General features: G+C 75.1%; 20 protein-coding genes. 10 read left to right on the top strand and 10 right to left on the bottom strand.

Annotation, left to right across the window (positions count from 1 at the left end; translation table 11 throughout):
- The first annotated feature begins 8 nt into the window (after nucleotides 1-8).
- Nucleotides 9-1,685, top strand: coding sequence for a tRNA (N6-isopentenyl adenosine(37)-C2)-methylthiotransferase MiaB (gene miaB / locus ABRQ22_RS10740; RefSeq protein WP_353706732.1), 1,677 nt, complete (start codon nucleotides 9-11; stop codon nucleotides 1,683-1,685).
- Nucleotides 1,686-1,740: 55 nt separating this feature from the next.
- On the opposite strand, the gene ABRQ22_RS10735 is transcribed toward miaB, so the two are convergent.
- Both ABRQ22_RS10735 and ABRQ22_RS10730 read right to left on the bottom strand, forming a co-directional pair.
- Nucleotides 1,741-2,253 carry a YbjN domain-containing protein gene (locus ABRQ22_RS10735; RefSeq protein WP_052877713.1) on the bottom strand — a complete coding sequence of 171 codons (513 nt, stop codon included), beginning with the start codon at nucleotides 2,251-2,253 and terminating at the stop codon, nucleotides 1,741-1,743.
- Nucleotides 2,250-2,723 (bottom strand): YbjN domain-containing protein, encoded by a 474-nt coding sequence (locus ABRQ22_RS10730; protein ID WP_253051469.1) that lies wholly within the window; start codon nucleotides 2,721-2,723, stop codon nucleotides 2,250-2,252. The genes ABRQ22_RS10735 and ABRQ22_RS10730 overlap by 4 nt, the downstream gene beginning before the upstream one ends.
- Before the next feature lie 197 nt (nucleotides 2,724-2,920).
- On the opposite strand from ABRQ22_RS10730, the gene ABRQ22_RS10725 reads away from it, so the two are divergent.
- Nucleotides 2,921-3,547, top strand: coding sequence for a hypothetical protein (locus ABRQ22_RS10725; RefSeq protein WP_353706731.1), 627 nt, complete (start codon nucleotides 2,921-2,923; stop codon nucleotides 3,545-3,547).
- Here the strand turns inward: ABRQ22_RS10725 and ABRQ22_RS10720 are convergent.
- From ABRQ22_RS10720 to ABRQ22_RS10710, 3 genes are read right to left on the bottom strand one after another with little or no spacing between them, the layout of a single operon-like run.
- Nucleotides 3,537-5,579, bottom strand: coding sequence for a hypothetical protein (locus ABRQ22_RS10720; RefSeq protein ID WP_353706730.1), 2,043 nt, complete (start codon nucleotides 5,577-5,579; stop codon nucleotides 3,537-3,539). The two genes, ABRQ22_RS10725 and ABRQ22_RS10720, sit on opposite strands and share 11 nt — an antisense overlap.
- A complete protein-coding gene (locus ABRQ22_RS10715) occupies nucleotides 5,576-7,567 on the bottom strand; it encodes an HSP90 family protein (RefSeq protein WP_353706729.1) in 1,992 nt (663 codons plus the stop codon). The genes ABRQ22_RS10720 and ABRQ22_RS10715 overlap by 4 nt, the downstream gene beginning before the upstream one ends.
- On the bottom strand, nucleotides 7,564-8,061 hold the full coding sequence (locus ABRQ22_RS10710) for a YbjN domain-containing protein (protein ID WP_353706728.1): 498 nt from the start codon (nucleotides 8,059-8,061) through the stop codon (nucleotides 7,564-7,566). Before ABRQ22_RS10710 ends, ABRQ22_RS10715 begins: the two co-directional genes overlap by 4 nt.
- 176 nt (nucleotides 8,062-8,237) lie before the next feature.
- Here ABRQ22_RS10710 and miaA point away from each other — a divergent pair, with 176 nt between their 5' ends.
- Nucleotides 8,238-9,293 carry a tRNA (adenosine(37)-N6)-dimethylallyltransferase MiaA gene (gene miaA / locus ABRQ22_RS10705; protein ID WP_353706727.1) on the top strand — a complete coding sequence of 352 codons (1,056 nt, stop codon included), beginning with the start codon at nucleotides 8,238-8,240 and terminating at the stop codon, nucleotides 9,291-9,293.
- Entirely contained in the window at nucleotides 9,290-10,345 is a 1,056-nt protein-coding gene (gene dapF, locus ABRQ22_RS10700; RefSeq protein WP_353706726.1) for a diaminopimelate epimerase, read from the top strand. Before miaA ends, dapF begins: the two co-directional genes overlap by 4 nt.
- Nucleotides 10,346-10,354: 9 nt before the next feature.
- Here dapF and ABRQ22_RS10695 read toward each other — a convergent pair whose 3' ends face one another.
- Nucleotides 10,355-11,065, bottom strand: a complete 711-nt coding sequence (locus tag ABRQ22_RS10695) for a methyltransferase (RefSeq protein ID WP_353706725.1) — start codon at nucleotides 11,063-11,065, stop codon at nucleotides 10,355-10,357.
- A gap of 158 nt (nucleotides 11,066-11,223) precedes the next feature.
- On the opposite strand from ABRQ22_RS10695, the gene hflX reads away from it, so the two are divergent.
- The 3 genes from hflX (at nucleotide 11,224) to ABRQ22_RS10680 (ending at nucleotide 16,085) form a co-directional block, all read left to right on the top strand.
- Nucleotides 11,224-12,783, top strand: a complete 1,560-nt coding sequence (gene hflX / locus ABRQ22_RS10690) for a GTPase HflX (protein ID WP_253051342.1) — start codon at nucleotides 11,224-11,226, stop codon at nucleotides 12,781-12,783.
- 214 nt (nucleotides 12,784-12,997) lie between these two features.
- Complete coding sequence (locus ABRQ22_RS10685) at nucleotides 12,998-15,028, top strand: ATP-dependent DNA helicase (RefSeq protein WP_353709544.1); 2,031 nt, start codon at nucleotides 12,998-13,000, stop codon at nucleotides 15,026-15,028.
- A 46-nt stretch (nucleotides 15,029-15,074) separates the two neighbouring features.
- A complete protein-coding gene (locus tag ABRQ22_RS10680) occupies nucleotides 15,075-16,085 on the top strand; it encodes an L-lactate dehydrogenase (RefSeq protein ID WP_353706724.1) in 1,011 nt (336 codons plus the stop codon).
- Between the two features lie 158 nt (nucleotides 16,086-16,243).
- Here the strand turns inward: ABRQ22_RS10680 and lexA are convergent, their stop codons facing one another.
- Nucleotides 16,244-16,978, bottom strand: coding sequence for a transcriptional repressor LexA (lexA, locus tag ABRQ22_RS10675; protein WP_253051344.1), 735 nt, complete (start codon nucleotides 16,976-16,978; stop codon nucleotides 16,244-16,246).
- Nucleotides 16,979-17,311: 333 nt separating this feature from the next.
- Between lexA and ABRQ22_RS10670 the strand changes: the two genes are divergently transcribed.
- Together ABRQ22_RS10670 and nrdR are read left to right on the top strand one after the other, a co-directional pair.
- Nucleotides 17,312-17,674 (top strand): LysM peptidoglycan-binding domain-containing protein, encoded by a 363-nt coding sequence (locus ABRQ22_RS10670; protein WP_353706723.1) that lies wholly within the window; start codon nucleotides 17,312-17,314, stop codon nucleotides 17,672-17,674.
- Nucleotides 17,675-18,102: 428 nt separating this feature from the next.
- The gene (gene nrdR, locus ABRQ22_RS10665; protein ID WP_253051346.1) at nucleotides 18,103-18,642 is read left to right on the top strand and encodes a transcriptional regulator NrdR; all 540 of its coding nucleotides are present in this window, start codon (nucleotides 18,103-18,105) and stop codon (nucleotides 18,640-18,642) included.
- Between the two features lie 69 nt (nucleotides 18,643-18,711).
- Here the strand turns inward: nrdR and ABRQ22_RS10660 are convergent, their stop codons facing one another.
- Entirely contained in the window at nucleotides 18,712-19,785 is a 1,074-nt protein-coding gene (locus ABRQ22_RS10660) for an aldo/keto reductase (RefSeq protein WP_253051347.1), read from the bottom strand.
- Between the two features lie 166 nt (nucleotides 19,786-19,951).
- On the opposite strand from ABRQ22_RS10660, the gene ABRQ22_RS10655 reads away from it, so the two are divergent.
- Nucleotides 19,952-20,146, top strand: coding sequence for a DUF5302 domain-containing protein (locus ABRQ22_RS10655; protein ID WP_047233781.1), 195 nt, complete (start codon nucleotides 19,952-19,954; stop codon nucleotides 20,144-20,146).
- Between the two features lie 92 nt (nucleotides 20,147-20,238).
- Here the strand turns inward: ABRQ22_RS10655 and ABRQ22_RS10650 are convergent, their stop codons facing one another.
- Both ABRQ22_RS10650 and serA read right to left on the bottom strand, forming a co-directional pair.
- A complete protein-coding gene (locus ABRQ22_RS10650) occupies nucleotides 20,239-20,658 on the bottom strand; it encodes a pyridoxamine 5'-phosphate oxidase family protein (protein ID WP_353706722.1) in 420 nt (139 codons plus the stop codon).
- Between the two features lie 120 nt (nucleotides 20,659-20,778).
- Nucleotides 20,779-21,978, bottom strand: a complete 1,200-nt coding sequence (gene serA / locus ABRQ22_RS10645) for a phosphoglycerate dehydrogenase (protein ID WP_253051349.1) — start codon at nucleotides 21,976-21,978, stop codon at nucleotides 20,779-20,781.
- Between the last annotated feature and the right edge of the window lie 37 nt (nucleotides 21,979-22,015).

Below are 22,015 nucleotides of genomic sequence, written 5' to 3'. Positions count from 1 at the left end.
GGACGGTGATGTCCACGATCGCCCCCGCCCCCGTCCCGGCCGCACTCGCGCCTCGCGCCGTCCCCGCCGCGTCGGCCGACGACGCGCGCCCGCGCACCTACGTCGTCCGCACGCTCGGCTGCCAGATGAACGTCCACGACTCCGAGCACATGGCCGGGATGCTGGAGGAGGCGGGCTACACGCGCGCGAGCGCGGACGACGAGGCCTCGAACCGCGCCGACGTCGTCGTCATCAACACGTGCGCCGTCCGGGAGAACGCCGCGACGCGTCTCTACGGGAACCTCGGCCAGCTCGCCTCGGTGAAGGCCGCGCGGCCCGGGATGCAGATCGCCGTGGGCGGCTGCCTCGCCCAGAAGGACCGCGGCACGATCGTCGAGAAGGCGCCGTGGGTCGACGTCGTCTTCGGCACGCACAACCTCGACGCGCTGCCCGTGCTGCTCGAGCGGGCGCGCCACAACGAGGCGGCCCAGGTCGAGATCGCCGAGTCGCTGCAGGTGTTCCCGTCCACGCTGCCCACCAAGCGTGAGTCGGTCTACGCGGGCTGGGTGTCGATCAGCGTCGGCTGCAACAACACGTGCACCTTCTGCATCGTCCCCCACCTGCGCGGCAAGGAGCGCGACCGGCGCCCGGGCGAGGTCCTCGCCGAGGTCGGGGCGCTCGTCGAGGCCGGAGCCATCGAGGTCACCCTGCTCGGCCAGAACGTCAACAGCTACGGCGTCGAGTTCGGCGACCGCGGCGCGTTCGCCAAGCTCCTGCGCGCGTGCGGGACGATCGACGGCCTCGAGCGCGTCCGGTTCACGTCGCCGCACCCGGCCGCGTTCACCGACGACGTCATCGCGGCCATGGCCGAGACGCCGAACGTCATGCCCCAGCTCCACATGCCGCTCCAGTCGGGCTCCGACCGGATCCTGCGCGCGATGCGCCGCTCGTACCGCTCCGAGCGGTTCCTCGGGATCCTCGACCGGGTGCGGGCGGTCATGCCCGACGCCGCGATCACCACCGACATCATCGTGGGATTCCCGGGCGAGACCGAGGAGGACTTCGCGGAGACGATGCGCGTCGTCGAGGCCTCGCGCTTCTCCTCGGCCTTCATGTTCCAGTACTCGCCCCGCCCCGGCACGCCCGCCGCGACCATGGACGAGCAGCTCCCCAAGGAGGTCGTGCAGGAGCGGTTCGAGCGGCTCCAGGCGCTCCAGGAGCGCATCGCGGGCGAGGAGTCGGCCCGTCAGGTCGGCCGGACGATCGACGTGCTCGTGGGTGAGGGCGCGGGACGCAAGGACGGCGCGACGCACCGCGTGACCGGCCGCGCCCCCGACAACCGGCTCGTGCACCTCGCGCTCCCCGAAGACGTCGTACCCGGGGTGCCCGACGACGCCGCGTCCGCCGGCGCGGGAACGCCCGGGTCCGTCGACCCGCGCCTCGCGGACGACCTCGACGCCCGCCTGCCACGGCCCGGCGACGTCGTCACGGTCGAGGTCACACGCTCCGCGCCGCACCACCTCATCGCCGACTCGGCGCTCGCGGACGGCGGCACGTTCGCGGTGCGTCGCACCCGCTCCGGCGACGCGTGGGCGACGCGCGAGCGCGCCCGTCTCGGCGGTGGCGACGACGACCACGGGCACGGTCACGGCGGTGGCGCCGCGTCCGGTCCCGTCGTCCTCGGCCTCCCCACGGTCCGCGCCTGAGCGGCGAACCCCACCGGCGGAACCGGCCGTTCGCGCCGGGACGTCCTGACCGGCGTCAGTCGTCGAGCGTCCCCGGGGGGAGCTGCGCGCCGATGGCGTGGAAGAGCTGTACGGCGGTGCCGAGGCCGCACGAGACGGTCTGGGCGAGCTGGTCGTCCGTCGCGCCGTGCTCGAGGTCCACGGAGACCTCGGCGTAGAGCGCGAGCCGGCCCGCCTCCTCGCGGACGTAGACCTTGGGCCAGATGCGCTCGCGGTTCCAGTCGTTCACCGCCTGCAGCGTCACGAGCCGGGACTCGAGGGGGAGCGACGTCGACCAGCGCCCCCGCACCTGGAGGATCTCGGAGCGGTCGCCGAGCAGCAGGAACCAGAAGCGGTGCCCGTCCCACGTCCCGGTGATGTCCCCGTCGTCGTCCACGCGGAAGTGGTAGCCGCGACGGGTGAGGTGGTCGCCGATGCGCGCCATCGACAGCGCGCGCGGCAGCTCCTCCTCGCGCGGGAGCGAGTCGGGCGCCTTGGGGCGGCGGTTGCCGAACAGACGCGTGAACCAGTTGGTGCGGGCCTGCGTCATGGCGCCTGCCTCGCCGGGTCGGGGTAGAACTCGTCGAGCGCGTCGAAGAACATCGACCCGGTGCTCAGCCCGCACTGGAGGAGCTGGTCGAGCTGGTCGTCCGTCACGCCGTGCTCGAGGTCCACGGTCACCTCGGTGAAGACCTGGATCATCCCGTTGTCGCGCACGCGCGTGTACGTCTTGGGCCAGATCCGGTCCGCGTTCCACTCGTTGCAGAACTCGAGGATCTCCTCCAGCCGCTCGAGGGCGAGGTCACGGTTCCACTGACCGCGGACCTGCAGGATCTCGTCGCCGTGGCCGAAGAGCAGGAAGTAGAACAGCCGCCCGTGCCACAGCCCGCCGACGTCGCCGTCGGAGTCGACGAAGTAGCTGTAGCCGCTGTCGGTGATCCACTCGACGACCCGCGAGAGGGACAGGGGAGTCGGGGGACGCAGCACGTCCGTCGCGACCTGACCCAGCTCCCGCGCCAGGAGGTCCTCGACCTGCGACTGCAGCTCGTCCCCGGCGCGGCCGGGCACACCGCCGCCGTCCGGAGCCCCGCCGGGATCACCGTCCCGCCGGTCGTCGTCGTCCCGCGCCCCGAAGAACCTCACCCACCCACCGTACTCGCGCACGCCCCCGGACGTCGCATCGCCGACGTCGTCGCGACGACCGCTACGGTGGGCGCGTGACCGTCCGCGCCGTCGTCCTGCCCGGCACCCCGCTCCTCGTCCCCGGCGCGGCGGGCGCCGCCTCGGTGCTCGACGCCACGCGCACCGCGGCGCTCCTGGCGCTGGGTCGACTGGTGGACGGCGTCCCGCCTCCGCGGAGAGACCGGTCCGCCCTGGCCCCCGTGGTCGTCGTGGCGCCGGGAACCGCGCGGACGCGGGGACCGGCACGGGCGTCGCTCGCGGCGGCGGGCGTCGCGGACGCCTGGCTCGACACCGCGTGGGCCGTCGCGACCCGCGCGGAGGGACCGGGCTCCGCCGTGGCGGGGACGGCTGCGTCGGTCGGGCTCCTCGCCCTCGCCGGCGCCGGCTGGACGGGGCCCGCCGACGTCGTCGAGCTCGACGACGACCCGGCCGCCGCGCGCGCGCTCGGCGCCGACCTCGCGCGGCAGGGAGCGCGGCTCGTCGTCGTGCACGACCCGCGGAGCGCGGCACCGGACGCCGTGCTCGCCGGTTTCGGCGCGACGCCCGGCACCGGTCACCGCCACGTGGCGACCGGGGAGTACGAGGGGCGCGGCTACGAGGTGCGCTGGTACGACGACGGCGCCCTCGCCGCGCCGGGGCCGGCCAGGTCCGTCAGCCGCTGAGCCCCGCCCCGACGGCGGCGGCGTCCTGCTCGCGCCCGAGACGACGCAGCGTCGCGACGAGCTCGTTCGCGACCATCGTCCGCGCGTCGCGGTCGTGGACGATCGCGAAGCCCTCCATCGCGGACTCGAGGAGGTCGACGGCGTCCGCGTCCGCGCCGGCCTCGCTCCGGGAGCGACCCGCGAGCCAGAACGCGTGCGCGGCGTCGGCGACCTGGCCGGCGCGGGCGAACTCCTCGGCCACCGCCTCGGCGAGCGTGGCCGCGGCGTCGAGCTCTCCCGCGGTCGCCAGCAGCCGGGCACGGGTGTCCCGCAGGTCGCGGCGCTCCCGCTCGTCGGCCGCGGAGTCCCGTTCGACGAGGTCGGCCGCGCGCGGAGCCTGATCGGAGGCGTCCGGGACCGGCGCGTCGAGGTCGTCGAGCGTGCGCTGGAGCTGCGCGAGCGCGCCGGTCACGTCGCCGCGCCCGGCCTCCAGCCGCGCGTACGCACGCACGACCGGCCCGACGAACCGGGGCGCGACACCGCCGGCGCGCACCAGCGCGAGCGCGTGCACGAACGCCGGGGCGGCACCCTCGTCGTCGCCCTCGACGGCCGCGAGCTGGGCGGCCTCGGCGAGCGCGAACCCTGCCCGGTCGAGGTGGCCCGCCGCCTCCAGCAGCGCCGACGCGCGCCGCAGGAGCTGCGCGGCGCGCACCGGGTCCTCGCGCGTGACCTCGTCGGCGAGCCGGAGAAGTCCCTCGGCGTCGGTGGGCTCGTCCGTGGCGTGCCCGGCGTCGTCCGCGCCGAGCGCGGTGCGCGCGAGGTCCGCGCCCGGGACGTCACCGGTGGGCGACGGGGCCGGGCCGTCCGACGAGAGCACCGCCGCCCGGTCGTCCGCCACGTCGGCGCCGCGGACGGTCGGTCCGGCCGGAGCACCGACCACGGGCTCCGGTGCGGCCGACAGGACCGAGAGGTCCACGGGCAGGGAGCGGGTCCCGTGGTCCCACGCGGCGCGGAGCCGCTCCGACGCGGCGGTCGTGCCGTTGCGCTCGTCGAACGCGCGCGCGAGCCCGGTGGCCTCGCGACGCGCCCAGTCGTCGAGCTCCGCGACGGTCGTCGCCGGCACGTCGCGCAGGGCGAGCGGCGCGTCCGCGTGCTCGGCCCGCAGCACGCCCGTCGCGACGCTCACGCTCGTGAGGAAGCCGAGCCGGTCGCCCGGCGAGTCGGCCTCGGTGAGGAACGTCTGGTGCTCGGCGAGCAGGCGCAGCGCGCGCGACGCGTTGCCCGTGCGCGCGAGGAACTCGACGTGCCGGCCCTTCGGCCCCGTCATCGACACGCCGGTGTCGAGGTGCCGCACCCCGCGCCGGTGCGTACGGGCGGCCGCCTCCGCGTCGCCGACCTCCAGGTACGCGAGCTGCAGGTGGGAGAGCATGTCGCCGGGCTCCGTGGCGCACGAGGGCGACCCCTGGAGCACCTGCTCGAGGAGCCGGATGCCCTCCTCGTGGCGACCCGTCTCGAAGAGGTACGCGGCGCGGTCGCCCGGCTCGCACGCCTCGCACTGGGAGTACTCGTCCCGCGGGGTCGCGACCCACGCGCGATAGGCGTCCTCGACGTCCGCGCCGCCGCGCTCGCGGGCCCACTCGAAGCGCTCCAGCGCGACGGCGTTCGTGCCGTTCCCGGCGAGCGCGTAGCGCCGCGCCATGTCGTCGAGCGTGCGCTCGATCTGCGCGGCGGGGACCGTGGGGAACTCCATGAGGTGCCCGACCATCCACTTGAACGACCAGAAGAGCGAGTGCGCGTCCTCGGCGTCGAAGTGCTCGGGGTGCTCGTCCCACCAGCGGAGCATCTTGGTGAACGGCAGGTAGGCCTTGGTGACCTCGCCGCCCCAGACGAAGGACTCGACGAGGACGAAGAGCGCGTACGCGCGCGCCCCGTCCGGCCCCTCGGCCTCCACGCGCTCCACCTCGGCCGCGGCGGCCGTGGAGCGCGCGAGGCCGTAGGGCATGCGGCGGACGTCGTACAGGGCAGCGTTCACCTGGTCCACGGACCGGGTCATCGGTTCTCCTCGTCGGTGTGCGGGTCGATGTGCGGGTCGGTGTGCTGGTCGGGGCGGGGGGTCGCGAGGGCGCGGGCCAGCAGGAGCGACAACGAGTCGTTCATGAGCGCGGCCTCGACCGGCTGCAGCGGCTTTCCCGAGGCCAGCACCGCCGTGACGTACAAGGACCGCGCGCCGGCGGCACGGACCTCGGCGTCGGGGCTCGCGAGCAGGTCGCGCACGGTGTCGTTGGCGTCGTTCAGGACGAGCCGGCGCGGTCGGGCCGGTCCGCTGATCCCCGCGAGGATCTCGCCCCAGAGGTCGTCGGTCTCGGCCACCCGGGCCGCCTCGCGCGCGTGGTCGCCGTCACGGTCGTGCAGCAGCATCGCCGGCAGGGCGTCGGGCTCGTACCGGCGCAGCACCACGTCGCAGTCCTGCTCGGCGAGAGCGGCGTCGACCGACGCCAGCGCGTCCGCCACCTCGAGCTCGCGCAGCGGCTCGACCTCGGCGAGGACGTGCGCCACGTCGGTCGCGGCGACCGGCGACAACCGCCACCGCGGGAACCGTGCGGCGACGCGCTCGAGCAGGTCCGCGTCGTAGACGTACCCGCCGTTGACGACGGCGAGGCCCTGCGCGGCCGCGACCGGGGCGATGCGGCGGAACTCCTCGACGCTCGAGGTGTAGAGCAGGCGGCCCTCCGGGTGGGCCTCCGCGAGGTCGGCGAGCGTCCCGGTCCCGGCGGTCGTCTCGAACGGCAGCACGCGCGCCGCGACGTCGAGCATCTCGTCGTCGGTGAGCGCGAGCGCCCGGACCGCGAGGTGGTGGGTCTCCAGGAAGCGTCGCGCGAGGACGGTGTCCGCCGCGAGCGTCTCGAGCAGCCACCGGCGGACCTGCGCGCCGAGCGCGTCCCGGGTCGCGAGCAGGACCTCGTCCTCGTACAGGCCCTCGCGCGACGCGGTCGGACGCAGCACGGACGCGTCGAGGACGCACCGGACGAAGAACGCCCACGGGGGCAGCAGGTCGTCGACCGCGCTGCCGAGCAGCATGCGCTTGAGGTAGACCCGGTGCCGCGCCGTGGTCGTCGGTGCGACCGCCGCGGGCAGCACGTACGCGACGCCGGACAGCCCCGCGAGGGGCAGGTCGAGGTCGATCCGGGCGAGCGGAGCGAAGCCGAGCGTCCGCTCGGCGTAGCCCGTGAGCGCCGTGTCGCGCGCCGCGGGCGTCGGGTGCGCGGCGCGCCACGGGAGCTCGTCGCCGCTCAGCCGGCGCAGCACGACGCGCGCGTCCGCACCGACCGCGTCCGCGCCGCCCGGCGCCTCGTCGAGGCGCGTCTCGACGAGCAGCTCGACGGGCAGGAGCGAGCCGAAGTCCTGCGCGAGCGCGACCACGGTCTCGGGAGCGAGCCAGTGCTCGGTGTCCCGGCGCGGGCGCAGGCGCACGACGCTCCCGGGTTCCACGGGGGCGTCCGCGCCGTCCGGGCCCAGCTCGACGAGCTCGTACCGCCCGTCCGCGCGGCCCCGCCAGCGCACCGGCGCGACCGGCGCGCCCGACGGGTCCGGGCGGGCCGAGCGCGAGACGAGCTCGATCTCGTCCGCGACCATGAACGCCGAGAGCAGCCCGATGCCGAACTGGCCCAGGAACTCCTCGCGGCCCGAGCCCAGCTCGACGTCGCGCTTGGAGCTGCGCCCGATGGTCGCGAGCAGCTCCTGCGCCTCGTCGCGGGTCAGGCCCACTCCCGAGTCGTGCACCTCGAGACCGCCGTCCGCGAGCGGGCGCAGCAGGATGCGGCTCGGCGCCTCCGGGCCCTCCAGCGCGACCCGCGCCGTGATCGCGTCGACCCCGTTCTGCAGGAGCTCGCGCAGGTAGACGCGCGGGCTGGAGTACAGGTGCCGGGCGAGGAGGTCGACGACGCCGCGCAGGTCGACCTGGAACGCCGCCGTCGCCTCCCCGCCCGGGGCCGTGCCGTGCGGGGAGCCCCCGCCGTCGGTGCGCTCGTGCGCCGCGCTCACCGCGGGTCGACGTCGGCGCCGTCGGTGACGACGGCCTGCGCCGCGGTGTCGGGGAAGCGCTCGTCGAGCGCGTCGAAGAACTGCAGGCCCGTGAACAGGCCGCACTCGACGAGCTGGCCGAGCTGGTCGTCGGCGACGCCGAACTCGAGGTCCGTGGCGACCTCCGTGTACACGGCGACCTGGTCGTCCTCGACGCGCGTGTAGACCTTGGGCCAGATCTTGTCGCGGTTGAACTCGTTGGCGACGAGCACGACCTGCGCCTCGGCGGCCGCGGGCAGCGTCCGGTTCCACCGGCCGCGGACCTGCAGGATCTCCTGCTTCTCGCCCATGAGGAAGAAGAAGAACACCTTGCCGTCCCAGTTGCCGCCGAGGTCCCCGTCGGAGTCGACGAAGTACCGCCAGTCGCGGCTCTTGAGGAACGCCTCGACCCGCTCGCGCGTGACCGGCGCGTTCTGGCTGGTCGGGGCGGCGTCCGGCTTGGTGAAGAAACCCATGTCTCGAGTCCTTGTCGTCGGTGTGTGCGTCCGTGCGCCACCCGCGAGAGGGCGGGTCGGGGCACGCGACGGGGTCGGTGGCGGGCCCGCGAGCAGGCGGACCGTCCACCGGACACACTACGCATCACCGCCCACACGACCCAGGCTCGGACCACCCGGCCGGTACCGTTGCGCGGGTGAAAACCGAGCACGACCCGACCGGCGCGCAGCACCGCGACGACCCGCACGGCCGTCGCGTCGTCGTCGCCGTCGTGGGACCGACCGCGACGGGCAAGTCGGACCTCGCCCTCGACCTGGCCGAGCGGCTGTCCGTGCCCGGCGCGCCGGCGGAGATCGTCAACGCCGACGCGTACCAGCTCTACCGCGGCATGGACGTCGGGACCGCGAAGGTCCCCGTCGACGAGCGCCGCGGGGTGCGCCACCACCTCCTCGACGTGCTCGACCCCGTCGAGGACGCGTCGGTCGCGCGCTACCAGGAGCAGGCGCGTCGGGCGCTCGACGAGATCGCCGCACGCGGGGCGCGCGCCGTCGTCGTCGGGGGGTCGGGTCTCTACGTGCGCGCCCTCCTCGACGACATGCGGTTCCCCGGCACCGACCCCGCCGTGCGCGCGGCGCTCGAGGCGCGCGCCGAGAGGGAGGGGACGCGCGCGCTGCACGACGAGCTCGCCCGGCGCGACCCGGCGGCCGCCGCGAGCATCGGCCCTGCCAACACGCGGCGGATCGTGCGCGCCCTGGAGGTCATGGAGCTCACCGGGGCGCCGTTCACGGCGAACCTCCCGCGGCAGGCCTTCGTGCGCCCGACCGTCCAGCTCGGCCTCGACTGCGACCGGACGGTGCTGGACGCGCGCGTCGCGGGCCGCGTCGAGCGGATGTGGGCGCAAGGGCTCGTCGACGAGGTCCGTCGGGTCGAGGCGCGGGGCATGGGGCGCACGGCGCGCCGCGCCGTCGGGTACGCCGAGGTGCTGTCCGCGCTCCACGGGGAGACGACGGAGGAGGCCGCGCGCGAGGCGGTCACCGCCAACACGCGCCGCCTCGCGCGCAAGCAGATGGGCTGGTTCGGGCGGGACCCTCGCGTGCACTGGCTCGACGCGCAGTCCCCGACCCGTGTCCAGGACGCCCTCGCCCTCGTCGCCGCGGCCGACGAGCACGCCGCCGCGCCCGGCCGGGGCGCGGCCACGGAGGCGGACGAAGCGGACAGCGCCGCCCCGGTGCGCCGTAGTCTGGGCTCATGACGCGCACCCGCTTCACCAAGGGCCACGGGACCCGCAACGACTTCGTGCTGCTCGCGGACACGACGGGCGAGCTCGACCTCACGCCCGAGCTCGTGCGCGCGCTCGCGGACCGCCGCGGCGGGATCGGCGGCGACGGCGTCATCCGCCTCGTCCCGACGGCGCTCGTGCCGGAGTCGCGCGAGGTGCTCGCGGAGGACCCGCACGCCATCTGGTTCATGGACTACCGCAACGCCGACGGCTCCGTCGCCGAGATGTGCGGCAACGGCGTGCGCGTGTTCGCCGCGTTCGCCGAGCGGCTCGGCCTCGTGAGCTTCGCGGGCGGGACCGAGGTCCCCGTCGGGACGCGCGCGGGCGTCAAGCGCGTGCGCAAGGAGGACGACGGCTGGTTCGCGGTCGACATGGGCCCGTGGTTCCTCCCGGGCGGGCGGCCCGCATTGCACGACGGGTACGACGCGACCGTCGTCGTCCGTGGCTGGGAGGTCCCGCGCCCCGCGCTGAGCGTCGACCTGGGCAACCCGCACACGGTCCTCGCCGTCGCGCGCGAGGACGTGCTGGCGCGCGCGGACCTCACCCAGGCGCCCGTCGTCGAGCCGCACCCGGCGCACGGCACCAACGTCGAGCTCGTGGTGCCGCTGGGCGAGACGACGGCCGACGACGGCACGCTCGTCGGGCGCGTCCGCATGCGCGTGCACGAGCGCGGCGTCGGGGAGACGCCGTCGTGCGGCACGGGTGCGTGCGCCGCGGCGCTCGCGGTCCGCGTCTGGGGCGGTCCGGACGCGCCGGACACCTGGCTCGTCGACGTCCCGGGCGGGACGGTCCGCGTCCGGGCGCTCGAGGGCGACCGCGTCGAGCTCGCCGGGCCCGCCGAGCTCGTCTACTCGGGCGAGGTCGACCTCGCGTCGTTCCTGCCGGCACCGGCCGCGCCGGCGCCCCAGCGCGCCGCCGACGGCGAGACGTCGCCCGGACCTGACGAGCCCGCCGCCGTCGAGGTGCCTGCGCCCGCGGACGGTCGCGCGCCCGAGACGGCCGAGACGGACCGCGCGTCCGCCTGACCGCCGGGCTCAGGCCGGGGCCACGACCTCCAGCACCCGGAAGCCCTTCGCGCTCGCGGCGCGCTCGACGACCGCGCCCGGCAGCAGGGGCGGCAGCGCCTCGGCGAGCCACCGCTGGAGCGAGTCCGACCCGAGGTTGCGCTGCACGACGAGGTGCGCGCTCGCGCCCGGCGCGAGGCGCGGGAGCCAGTGCAGCAGCATCGCGTGGAGGACGTCCTTGCCGACGCGGATCGGCGGGTTCGACCACAGCGCGGCGAACGCGACGTCGTCGGGCACGTCGTCGGGGACGACCGCGCGGACGTTCGACAGGCCGAGCCGCTCCGCGTTGCGCCGCACGAGATCGAGCGCGCGCTCGTTGACGTCGACGGCCCACACGGTCGCGGCCGGGGCCTCCAGGGCCATCGTCAGGGCGACCGGGCCCCAGCCGCAGCCGAGGTCGAGGACGTGCGCCGTGTCGCCGTCGGACCCGTCGTCCGCGCGGGCGGACCGGGCCGCCACGACGTCGTCGAGCGGTGGGGTGGTGCGCAGCAGGACCTGCGTGCCGAGGTCGAGGCGGCCGGGGGAGAAGACGCCGGACGCGACCTCGACCTCGACGTCCCGGCCCGCGAGTCGCACGGAGATCGTGCGGCGCTCGGCGGCGGACGCCGGCTTCGCGGTGAAGTAGTGGTCCTGCGTGCCGTCGTGCGCGGGGTCGACGGCGGGGTCCTGGTCCTCGGTCACGTCGGCCGATCCTACGCGGGCGGGCGCGCGGACGAGGGCGGCCGGGCGCGTCGGCGCGGGGCTCACCCGCTTATCCGCTGGCCCCGGGACGATTTCCCGTGCCACGCTTGTTGTGCCAACCGGGCGCACGCGCGCCCCTCCCCGACGAAAGGCGGCACATGAGCGCTACCCCGGCGAACACACCGGCGAACCCCACCCCGGCTCAGGACGAGCCGACCGGCGCGACGCGGGACATCGCGAGCGACGTCGTGGCACGGGTGCTCGCTCGGGCCGGGACGGCGCGCGCCGAGGGCGGCACGGTCCACGCACGGCACGACGGCGAGCAGCTCGAGCTCGAGGAGCGCAGCGCGCTGCGCCGCGTGGTCGGTCTGTCGACCGAGCTCGAGGACGTCACCGAGGTCGAGTACCGGCAGCTGCGCCTCGAGAAGGTCGTGCTCGTCGGGCTGTGGAGCCCCGGCTCCGACCCGCGCGAGGACGGCGCGCCCACGTCCGCGGAGGAGGCCGAGATCTCGCTGCGCGAGCTCGCGGCCCTCGCCGAGACGGCGGGCTCCCAGGTGCTCGACGGCGTCATCCAGCGCCGCGCGAAGCCCGACCCCGGCACGTACCTCGGCTCCGGCAAGGCCGCGGAGCTCGCGGACGTCGTGGCGGCCAGCGGCGCGGACACCGTCGTGATCGACGGCGAGCTCGCGCCCTCCCAGCGGCGCGCGCTCGAGGACATCGTCAAGGTCAAGGTGATCGACCGGACCGCCCTGATCCTCGACATCTTCGCCCAGCACGCCAAGTCCCGGGAGGGCAAGGCGCAGGTCGAGCTCGCCCAGCTCGAGTACCTCCTCCCGCGCCTGCGCGGGTGGGGCGAGTCGATGTCCCGGCAGGCCGGTGGCCAGGTCGGCGGGGCGGGCGCGGGCATGGGCTCGCGTGGTCCGGGTGAGACGAAGATCGAGCTGGACCGCCGCCGCATCCGCAACCGCATGGCCAAGCTGCGCCGGGAGATCCAGGCGATGGCCCCGGGCCGCGAGACCAAGCGCGCGTCGCGCAAGCGGCACGCGATCCCGTCCGTCGCGATCGCGGGCTACACGAACGCGGGCAAGTCGAGCCTGCTCAACGCCATCACGGGTGCGGGCGTGCTCGTCGAGAACGCCCTGTTCGCGACGCTCGACCCCACGGTGCGCCGCACGCGCACCGAGGACGGTCGCGTGTACACGCTCGCCGACACCGTCGGGTTCGTGCGCGCCCTGCCGCACCAGCTCGTCGAGGCGTTCCGGTCGACGCTCGAGGAGGTCGGCGACGCCGACCTGCTGCTCCACGTCGTGGACGCCTCGCACCCCGACCCCGAGGGGCAGATCGCCGCGGTGCGCCACGTCCTGGCCGACATCCCGGGCGTGGAGGACGTGCCCGAGGTGATCGTGCTCAACAAGGCGGACGTCGCGGACCCCGAGACGATCGCGCGGATCCGGCTGCGCGAGCGGCGCACGGTGGTGGTCTCGGCGCACACGGGCGAGGGGATCGAGCACCTGCGCGAGCTCATCGCGCACGAGCTCCCGCGCCCGGACGTGGAGATCGACGTCGTCGTGCCCTACCACCGCGGCGACCTCGTGCACCGCGTGCACACCGAGGGCGAGATCGACCACGAGGAGCACACGCCCGAGGGCACGCTCCTGCGCGGACGCGTCGCCCAGGCGCTCGCGACCGAGCTCGTCGGAGCCTCGGCCCAGGGCTGAGCGACCCGCGCCGGACCCCGGCTCGACGCTCTCCGCGACCCCGTGCGGCACCCGCCGCACGGGGTCGCGGCGTGTCCGCCACCGTCGTCCACAGGGCCGCCGCCCCGTGGGCGACCGACCGTAGACTCGGCGGGTGCCCCCCTCCACGCGACCCGCCCCCGACCGCGTCGACGCCGAGGGGCCGCGGACCCCGGCCGGCACCGCGGGAGGCGACGTGCCCGACGTCGACGCGCTGCTCGACGTCGCCGTCACGCGGCTGGGCGGTGCGCGGCGCGACGGCCAGCACGCGATGGCGCGCGCGGTCACCGACGCGATCGAGGGGTCGGAGCACCTCGTGGTGCAGGCGGGGACGGGCACGGGCAAGTCGCTCGGGTACCTCGTGCCGGCCGTGCGGCACGCGGTGGCGACCGACGAGCGGGTGATCGTCTCGACGGCGACCCTCGCGCTGCAGCGCCAGGTCATCACGCGCGACCTCCCGCTGGTGGCCGACGCCGTGGCGGACCGCCTCCCGCGCCCCGTCACCATCGCGCTCCTCAAGGGCTGGCACAACTACCTGTGCGTCCACAAGATCGCGGGCGGGTACCCGGCCGACGAACCGACGCTGTTCGACCTGCCGGGCGAGTCCGCGGGCGCCGCCGACCACCCCGCCGCGCGCGGCGGGACCAGCGCCGCGGCGCTCGGCGAGCAGGTCGTGCGCCTGCGCGCGTGGGCCGAGGAGACGTCGACCGGGGACCGGGACGACCTCGTGCCCGGCGTGAGCGACAAGGCGTGGCGGCAGGTCTCGGTCACCGCCCTCGAGTGCCTGGGCCAGCGGTGCCCTCTGCTCGCGGAGTGCTTCCCCGAGAAGGCGCGCGCGACGGCCCGCGAGGCCGACGTCGTCGTGACCAACCACGCGATGCTCGGCATCGCCGCGATGGGGTCGCCCGGGGTGCTGCCCGAGCACGACGTGCTCGTCGTCGACGAGGCGCACGAGCTCGCCGACCGCGTGACGGCGGCCGCGACGGTCGACCTGTCGGTACCGGCGATCGAGAGCGCGGCACGCCTCGCGCGGCGGCACGGCGGCGTGACCACGGACGCGCTCGACGCGGCGTCGGCGGCGTTCGGGACGGTCGTCGGGTCGCTGCCCGCCGAGCGGTTCCCCGACGGCCTGCCCGACGGCGCGCGCTCGGCGGTCGCCGCGGTGCGCGACGCCGCGCGGGAGATCCTCTCGACGCTCAAGCCCGAGACCGGGGTGACCAAGCCGGCCCAGCCCGACTCCGGGCTGAAGATGGCGCAGTCGACGATGCTGCAGCTCTTTGAGGTCGCCGAGCGCATGGCCGCGGACCCGACCGGGCACGACGTGCTCTGGTGCTCGCGCCCCGGCGAGGGCGGCTGGTCGGCCGACCGGTTCGGGGAGGGCGCGAGCCGCCTGCACGCCGCCCCCCTGGGCGTCGCGGGCCTCATCCGTACGCACCTGCTCGCCGAGCGGACCGGGGTGTTCACGTCCGCGACGCTCGCGCTCGGCGGCAGCTTCGACGCCGTCGCGCGCACCTTCGGGCTCGGGGGCGGTGGCGAGGGCGGCGACGCCGACGGACCACGGTGGCGCGGCCTCGACGTCGGCAGCCCGTTCGACTACGCGCGGCAGGGCATCCTCTACGTCGCCAAGGCCCTCCCGACGCCGGGCCGTGAGGCCTCCACGGAGCACCAGCTCGACGAGATCGCGGCCCTCGTCGAGGCCGCCGGCGGGCGCACGCTCGGCCTGTTCTCGTCGCGCCGTGCGGCGGTCGCCGCGGCGGAGGCGATGCGCGAGCGGCTCGACGTGCCGATCCTGTGCCAGGGCGACGACCAGCTCCCGACGCTCGTGCGCGAGTTCGCCGACGACCCGGCCACCTGCCTGTTCGGCACGCTGTCGCTCTGGCAGGGCGTCGACGTGCCCGGGCCGTCGTGCCAGCTCGTGCTCATCGACCGGATCCCGTTCCCGCGTCCGGACGACCCGGTGAAGTCGGCCCGGGCGCGGGCGGTCGAGGCGGCGGGCGGCAACGGCTTCATGCAGGTCTCCGCGACGCACGCCGCCCTCCTGCTCGCGCAGGGCGCCGGCCGGCTCGTCCGGTCCACCACGGACCGAGGCGTGGTCGCGGTCCTCGACCCGCGTCTCGTGACCGCGCGCTACGGCACGTTCCTCACGCGGTCCATGCCGGGGTTCTGGCAGACGACCGACCGCGACGTCGCCACCGGTGCGCTCCGGCGCCTCGCCGCCCTAGGCTGAGTCCTTTCCGCGGTCTTCACGATTCCAGCGACTTCACGGAGGCGACATGACGACGAGCACGTCCCCGCAGGGCACGGGCGACGCGAGCACGGGTGGGCCGGGAGGGGGAGCGCGGACGACCAAGCTGGCGATCGTCGGCGCGGGTGCGGTCGGGTCGACCCTGGCGTACGCGGCCCTCATGCGCGGGGCCGCGCGCACCGTGGCGCTCCTGGACGTGAACCGGGCGAAGGTCGACGCGGAGGTGGCGGACCTCCAGCACGGCATCCAGTTCATGCCGATGGCCCGGGTCGAGGGGTCGGACGACGTCGCGGTGTGCGCGGGGGCCGACGTGGTCGTCGTGACGGCCGGGGCGAAGCAGAAGCCGGGCCAGACGCGGCTCGACCTCGCCGAGGGCACGATCGGCCTCATGCGGACGATCCTGCCGGGTCTCGTGGAGGTCGCCCCGGACGCGGTCTACGTCATGGTGACCAACCCCGTCGACATCGTCACCTACGCGGCGCTCAAGTTCTCCGGGCTGCCGCCCTCGCAGCTCTTCGGCAGCGGGACCGTCCTCGACTCCTCGCGGCTGCGCTTCCTCGTGGCCCAGCACTGCGGCGTCGCGGTGCAGAACGTCCACGCGTACATCGCCGGCGAGCACGGCGACAGCGAGATCCCGCTGTGGAGCTCGGCGACCATCGGCGGCGTCCCGCTCCTCGAGTGGCCGGGCCTGGGCGGCCGCGGTCCGCTCACGGCGGACGTGCGCGACGACATCGCGCGCGAGGTCGTGCAGTCGGCCTACCGGATCATCGCGGGCAAGGGGGCGACGAACTACGCCGTGGGGCTCGCGGGTACGCGCATCATCGAGGCCGTGCTCGACGACGAGCACCGCATCCTGCCCGTCTCGACGCTGCTCGACGGCGCGTACGGGCTCGACGACGTGTGCCTCTCGCTGCCGACGCTCGTCGACCGGCGTGGCGCCACCGAGCGGGTCGAGGTCCCGCTGTCCGACGCGGAGCTCGCCGGGCTGCGCTCGTCCGCCGAGTCGCTGCACGCCGTCGCCCGGCGCTTCGGTCTCTGACCGACCGGTTCGCCGGCGGGTCCGGAACGGCGTGTGAGAGCCGGGTGGTCGACGACCACCCGGCTCTCGGCGCTTCCGACCGCGACGTGCCGGCGCCCGCCTCGTCCGCCCCGCGAGGGACCGCTCGGGAGGGTGCGGCGACGGACGGTCCGTGCGGCTCAGAGGCTGCGCAGCACGGAGACGACGCGGCCGAGGACCTGGGCGTCGTCGCCAGGGATCGGGTCGTACGCGGCGTTGTGCGGCATGAGCCAGACGCGACCGTCCGCGCGGCGCAGGGACTTCACCGTGGCCTCGCCGTCGATCATCGCCGCGACGATCTCGCCGTTCTCCGCGACGGGCTGGCGGCGGACGACGACCCAGTCGCCGTCGCAGATCGCGGCGTCGACCATCGAGTCGCCCTGCACCCGCAGGAGGAAGAGCTCGCCCTCGCCGACGAGCTGGCGAGGCAGCGGGAAGACGTCCTCGACGACCTGCTCTGCGAGGATCGGGCCGCCGGCGGCGATGCGGCCGACGACCGGGACGTAGGACGGAGCCGGGTGCGCCTCGTCGTACGCGGGCTCGGGCGCGGAGCCCGCTGCCGTGAGCGGGGTGGCGCGGCGCGCGTCGTCCGGCTGGACGACCTCGATCGCGCGGGGGCGGTTCGGGTCGCGACGCAGGAAGCCCTTGCGCTCGAGAGTCGTGAGCTGGTGCTTCACCGACGACGGGCTCGTCAGGCCCACGGCCTCGCCGATCTCCCGCATGCTCGGCGGGTAGCCGCGCTGCTCGACGCACGCGCGGATGGTCTCGAGCACGAGGCGCTGGCGCGGCGTGAGCCCGTCACCCCCCGCCGACCCGTCCGGGAGCTCCCGCACCTCGGCGAGCCCCCGTGCCCTGTCCGTGCCTCGTCCCGCCATGGTCGCTCCGCCTTCGTCCGTCGCGGCCGCCGACGCCTCCCGGGCGTGCGGCCTCCCCTCCCCGGGGCGTGCGCTCCGGGACCTCGGTCGCCCCTCCGGGTCCGAGCGGACATGTCCGGCGAACCGACCTGACCCCAGGCTAGGGGAGGTTGCGACACGAATCAAACACCTGTTCGAGCATGTCTCGACTCTGTCGGTCGTTCGTGATAGACCTTCGTACAGGTGTTCTACGTACACGTGTTCGACCGACCTGGTCGGCGCGGAGGCGAAGGGCTCGCGGCGTCCGATCGACCGGGGAAGGCGATCGGGCCCGCGGGCCGGGACGGAGCAGGCATGGATGCGATGGCGATCTCGACGGTCGGGCCTCTCGGCCCTGCGGGCGGGGCGACGGGGCGTGCGGAGGAGCGGCCGCTGCGGCTCACGCGCCGGGGCCGCGTGGTCCTCGTGCTCCTGGCCGCCGTGGTCCTGCTGCTGGCCGCGCGGGTGGGCGTCGCCGTCGCGAGCGGCCCGGGCGAGCCCGTGGAGGTCCGGGTGCACGTCGTGAGCTCGGGGGAGACGCTGTGGGAGCTCGCGCAGGGGGTGGCGGCGCCGGGAGAGGACCTGCGCGACGTCGTGAGCGGGCTCGCCGAGCTCAACGGGCTCTCGTCCTCGGGCCTCCAGGCCGGCCAGAAGATCCTCCTCCCGGCGTCCGCCTGAGGCCGGCTGGGCGCCCTCGGTGCGGACGCGAGAGCGCGCTGTGACGCAGGACACGGGCGAAACCGGGCCCCGTGCGGTGCGCAGGGGTTGCGGCATCATTTAGGTCGCCCTAAGTTAGTGTCACCTCACAACGCCGGCTGGGGGGCTGGGCGGACGAGGTGAGGAGCGCGCGGTCCACCGCGACTCCTGTGCACGTCGCCGCGCGTGAGGCGAGTCACGCGCGAGATGGGGACGGGGGCGTCCCGACGGGGGCGGTCGACCACGACCGCCCCCGTTCTGCCGTCCACGAGCACCGGTGCGGCCGTCTGCGCGCCGACGACGCGGCGGGCGCGAGCGGCCGGCGTCGGAGGCGTGTTGCACGGTCCCGCCGCGACGGCATACGTTCGTCGCGCCGACCTGTCGGCGCGAACCCCGCGGAGGAGCCCGCCATGCACTGCCCGTTCTGCCGCCACGCGGACTCCCGCGTCGTCGACTCGCGCACCTCGGACGACGGCGCGTCGATCCGTCGGCGCCGCCAGTGCCCCGAGTGCAACCGCCGCTTCACGACGATCGAGACCGCGAGCCTGTCCGTGGTCAAGCGCTCCGGCGTCACGGAGCCCTTCTCGCGCGAGAAGATCGTCAACGGCGTGCGCAAGGCCTGCCAGGGGCGACCCGTCAACGAGGACGACCTCGCGGTGCTCGCGCAGCGCGTCGAGGAGACCATCCGGGCGAGCGGCAGCGCCGAGCTCGACGCGTACGAGATCGGGCTCGCGATCCTCGGGCCGCTGCGCGAGCTCGACGAGGTCGCCTACCTGCGCTTCGCGAGCGTCTACCAGGCGTTCGACTCGCTCGAGGACTTCGAGAGCGCGATCACGTCGCTGCGCGTCGAGCGCGAGGAGCGCGAGACGGCCGCGGCCCGGGCCGAGGAGGGCTCGAGCGGCACCGCTCCGGGGGCGGACGTTCGCGGGGAGGTCGCACCGCACGCCTGAGGCCGCACGCGCGAGGGCACGTCGCGGCCCCGGCAGGGGTCCCGCGTCGTCGGCGCGCGTCCGGCGGGCCTACAGGTCGCTGGACCGCGACGCCCAGATGTTGATGCCGGTGTCCGCGGGCAGCGCGTCGACGGCAGCGAGCTCCTCGGCGGAGAGCGCCGGCGCGTCGAGCGCGGCGAGGTTCTCGTCGAGCTGCCGCGTCGAGCTCGCGCCGAGCAGCACGGACGTGACGCGCTCGTCCCGCATCGCCCAGAGGATCGCCGTCGTGGCGAGGCTGCGCCCGTGGGCGCGGGCGAGGTCGTCGAGCCGGCGGACGTGGTCGAGGTTCGCCTCCGAGAGGAACGCCGGTCGGAGCGGCCCCCCGCGCGCCGCGCGCGAGTCGTCCGGAACCCCGCGCAGGTACCGGTCGGTGAGCATCCCCTGGGCGAGCGGCGAGAAGGCGACGACGCCGAGCCCCGCGGCGCCCGCGACGTCGAGCACGGACGCGCCCGCGGGGTCGTGCGGGTCGGGCTCCTCGACCCACCGGTTGAGCATCGAGTACGATACCTGCGTCACGACGAGGTCGACGCCCACCTGCTCCGCGACCCGCAGCGCCTCCCGGGTGCGACGCGCCGAGTAGGACGAGATGCCCGCGTACCGCGCGCGACCCGAACGGACCGCGGTGGCGAGCGCACCGACCGTCTCCTCGAGCGGCGTCGTCGGGTCGAAGCGGTGGGAGTAGAAGATGTCGACGTGGTCGAGCCCGAGGCGACGCAGCGAGGCGTCGAGCGAGGAGAGCAGGTACTTGCGCGAGCCGCCCTCGCCGTAGGGGCCGGGCCCCATGCGGTAGCCGGCCTTGGTCGTCACGACGAGCTCGTCGCGCACCGTCCGCAGCTCGCGCGCGAGGAGGTGCCCCAGGGACTCCTCGGCCGCTCCGCCCGGCGGGCCGTAGTTGTTCGCGAGATCGAGGTGGGTCACGCCGCGGTCGACCGCGTGCAGCACGATCTCGCGCTGCGTCGCCCGCGGGTCGGCGTCGCCGAAGTTCTGCCACAGGCCCAGCGACACCGCCGGCAGCGCCAGCCCGGACCGACCGAGACGGCGGTGCGGCAGCGGGGCCCGGTCCGGGAACGGGGGAGCGGCGGAGGCGGAGGAGTCGGTCGGCACGCGGCCGACGCTACCCGACACCGTCCGGCCGTCCGTCGGAGACCGGCCGACCGGCGGACAAATCAGGTGGCGTCCGGCGACGCGGTGCGGGAGGCTGGCGAGGTGCCCGCACCGTCGGGCCGACCGCAGTGCACGACCGAGTTCCCCCATCGACGAGGAGACCGCCATGGCGTCCGACCAGCAGCGATCCGCTGCAGACACCGCACCGACCGACGAGGCCAAGGCGAAGTTCCGGGAGGCGCTCGACCGGAAGAACGCGGCGCGCCACCGCACGGCCGACGGCGAGTCCAACACCGGGTCGGTGCACGGGTCCGAGACCGTGGGGCCGGTCCAGCGCACGTTCCGCCGCAAGTCCGGCTGACGGCCGCCTCCGGCTCAGCGTTCGTCGTCGTCCGGTCGCCCCGTCGGGGGCGGCCGGACGACCTGCGTCGGCGCCCTGACGGGGAAGTGCGGCTAGGCCTCCGACCGGGCGAAGCGTCGCCCCGTCACCTCGCGGACCTCGATGACGACCCATTCCTCGGTCGGGACGTCCACGACGGGGACGAGGGGTGCGGCGTCCTCCTGGACGGCGTCGACCTCGTGCTCGCTGCGCGGCCGGTGCGCGGTGCCGCGGGCGACGACGCTCCACGCCCCGTCGTCGTCCACGTGGTCCCACTCGAGAGCGACGCGTTCGTTGGTCGCCAGGGTCGCGAGCTTGGTCCCGGGGACGGTGCGGAACGCGAGCGTGCGCTCGTGCGCCCGCACCGTGACGGGGTAGATGTCCGGCTCGCCCCGCACGCTCACGGCGAGGCGTGCGACGTGGGTCCCCTCCACGAGGTCCCACGACGCGTCGGCGTCGAGGATCTGCGGCCCGTCGTGCGTGTATCCGGTCATGCCTCATCGTGGCACCGCCGAGCGCGGGGCGCTCAGCGGCGAAGGTCATGCCGCCCGAGGACCTTCGCCGCGTGCGCCGGGGCGACCCGGTGCACGCGGCGAAGGCGCTCGCGGTGGGCGTCAGTCGAGGACGCGCAGGGCGATCGTCTGCTCCATCGCGGCCAGGGCCTCGATGACGGCGGGCTCGACGCGCGAGCCGACGTCCGTGACGACGTAGCCGATCTCGCCACGCGTGGCGAGGAGCTGGCCCTCGATGTTCGTGCCGTGCTCCGCGAGGGTCGCGTTGACGGCCGCGAGGACGCCCGGCGTGTTCCGGTGCAGGTGCGTGATGCGCGTGATCCCGGTCGTCTGCTCGAGCGCGAGGTTCGGCACGTTGACGCTGAGCGTCGTCGAGCCCGTCGTGAGGTAGTCGCGCAGCTTGGCCGAGACGAACTGGCCGATCGCCTCCTGCGCCTCCTCGGTCGAGCCACCGATGTGCGGCGTGAGGATGACGTTCGGCAGGCCGCGCAGCTCGGAGTCGAACGCGTCGCCCTTGCGCTTGGGCTCGTGCGGGAACACGTCGACGGCGGCGCCGGACACGCGGCCCTCCTCGATCGCCTCGCGCAGCGCGCCGTAGTCCACGACGAACCCGCGCGACAGGTTGAGGAAGATCGAGCCCTGGCGCATGCGGGCGAACTGCTTGGCGCCGAACAGCCCGGCGTTGCCCTGGCGGCCGTCGACGTGCAGCGTGACGACGTCCGCCTGCTCCAGCAGCTCGTCGAGCGTGTCCATGCGTCGCGCGTTGCCGAGCGCGAGCTTCTCCGCCGTGTCGTAGAAGACCACGGACATGCCGAGGTTCTCGGCCACGACCGAGAGCTGGGTGCCGATGTTGCCGTACCCCACGATGCCGAGCGTGCGGCCGCGGACCTCGTGCGCCCCCTCCGCCGACTTGTCCCAGCGGCCCTCGTGCAGCGCGCGGTCGCGCTCGGTGAGCCGGCGCGTGAGCGCGATGATCTCGGCGAGCGCGAGCTCGACGACGGAGCGCGTGTTCTGGAACGGGGCGTTGAACACGGCGACGCCCTGCGACGCGGCGGAGCGCAGGTCGATCTGGTTCGTGCCGATGCAGAACGCGCCGAGCGCCACCAGGTCGGGGGCGTTCTCGAGCACGTTCGCGGTGACGTTCGTCTTGGACCGGATGCCGAGGAGGTGGACCCCGTCGAGGGCCTCGATCAGCTCGGACTCGTCGAGGGCGCCGGTGCGGACGGTGACGTCGATCCCCGCCGCCTCGAGGTTCGAGGCGGCGAGAGGGTGCAGGTTTTCAAGGAGGAGGGCGCGTAGCACGCTCCCATGGTGCGCCCGGTCCATGGTCCGGGCCAAA

The organism is Cellulosimicrobium sp. ES-005, assembly GCF_040448685.1.
Classification (GTDB): domain Bacteria; phylum Actinomycetota; class Actinomycetes; order Actinomycetales; family Cellulomonadaceae; genus Cellulosimicrobium; species Cellulosimicrobium cellulans_G.
Note: the sequence above shows the minus strand (reverse complement) of the source record. Positions and strands in the feature narration are given on the sequence as shown.

Coding starts and splice junctions, on each gene's coding strand:
- lexA (WP_253051344.1), bottom strand. CDS start 16,978: ATGGCGGGACGAGGCACGGACAGGGCACGGGGGCTCGCCGAGGTGCGG.
- ABRQ22_RS10735 (WP_052877713.1), bottom strand. CDS start 2,253: ATGACGCAGGCCCGCACCAACTGGTTCACGCGTCTGTTCGGCAACCGC.
- ABRQ22_RS10650 (WP_353706722.1), bottom strand. CDS start 20,658: ATGACCGGATACACGCACGACGGGCCGCAGATCCTCGACGCCGACGCG.
- ABRQ22_RS10710 (WP_353706728.1), bottom strand. CDS start 8,061: ATGGGTTTCTTCACCAAGCCGGACGCCGCCCCGACCAGCCAGAACGCG.
- ABRQ22_RS10680 (WP_353706724.1), top strand. CDS start 15,075: ATGACGACGAGCACGTCCCCGCAGGGCACGGGCGACGCGAGCACGGGT.
- hflX (WP_253051342.1), top strand. CDS start 11,224: ATGAGCGCTACCCCGGCGAACACACCGGCGAACCCCACCCCGGCTCAG.
- ABRQ22_RS10720 (WP_353706730.1), bottom strand. CDS start 5,579: ATGACCCGGTCCGTGGACCAGGTGAACGCTGCCCTGTACGACGTCCGC.
- ABRQ22_RS10655 (WP_047233781.1), top strand. CDS start 19,952: ATGGCGTCCGACCAGCAGCGATCCGCTGCAGACACCGCACCGACCGAC.
- dapF (WP_353706726.1), top strand. CDS start 9,290: ATGACGCGCACCCGCTTCACCAAGGGCCACGGGACCCGCAACGACTTC.
- miaB (WP_353706732.1), top strand. CDS start 9: ATGTCCACGATCGCCCCCGCCCCCGTCCCGGCCGCACTCGCGCCTCGC.
- ABRQ22_RS10670 (WP_353706723.1), top strand. CDS start 17,312: ATGGATGCGATGGCGATCTCGACGGTCGGGCCTCTCGGCCCTGCGGGC.
- nrdR (WP_253051346.1), top strand. CDS start 18,103: ATGCACTGCCCGTTCTGCCGCCACGCGGACTCCCGCGTCGTCGACTCG.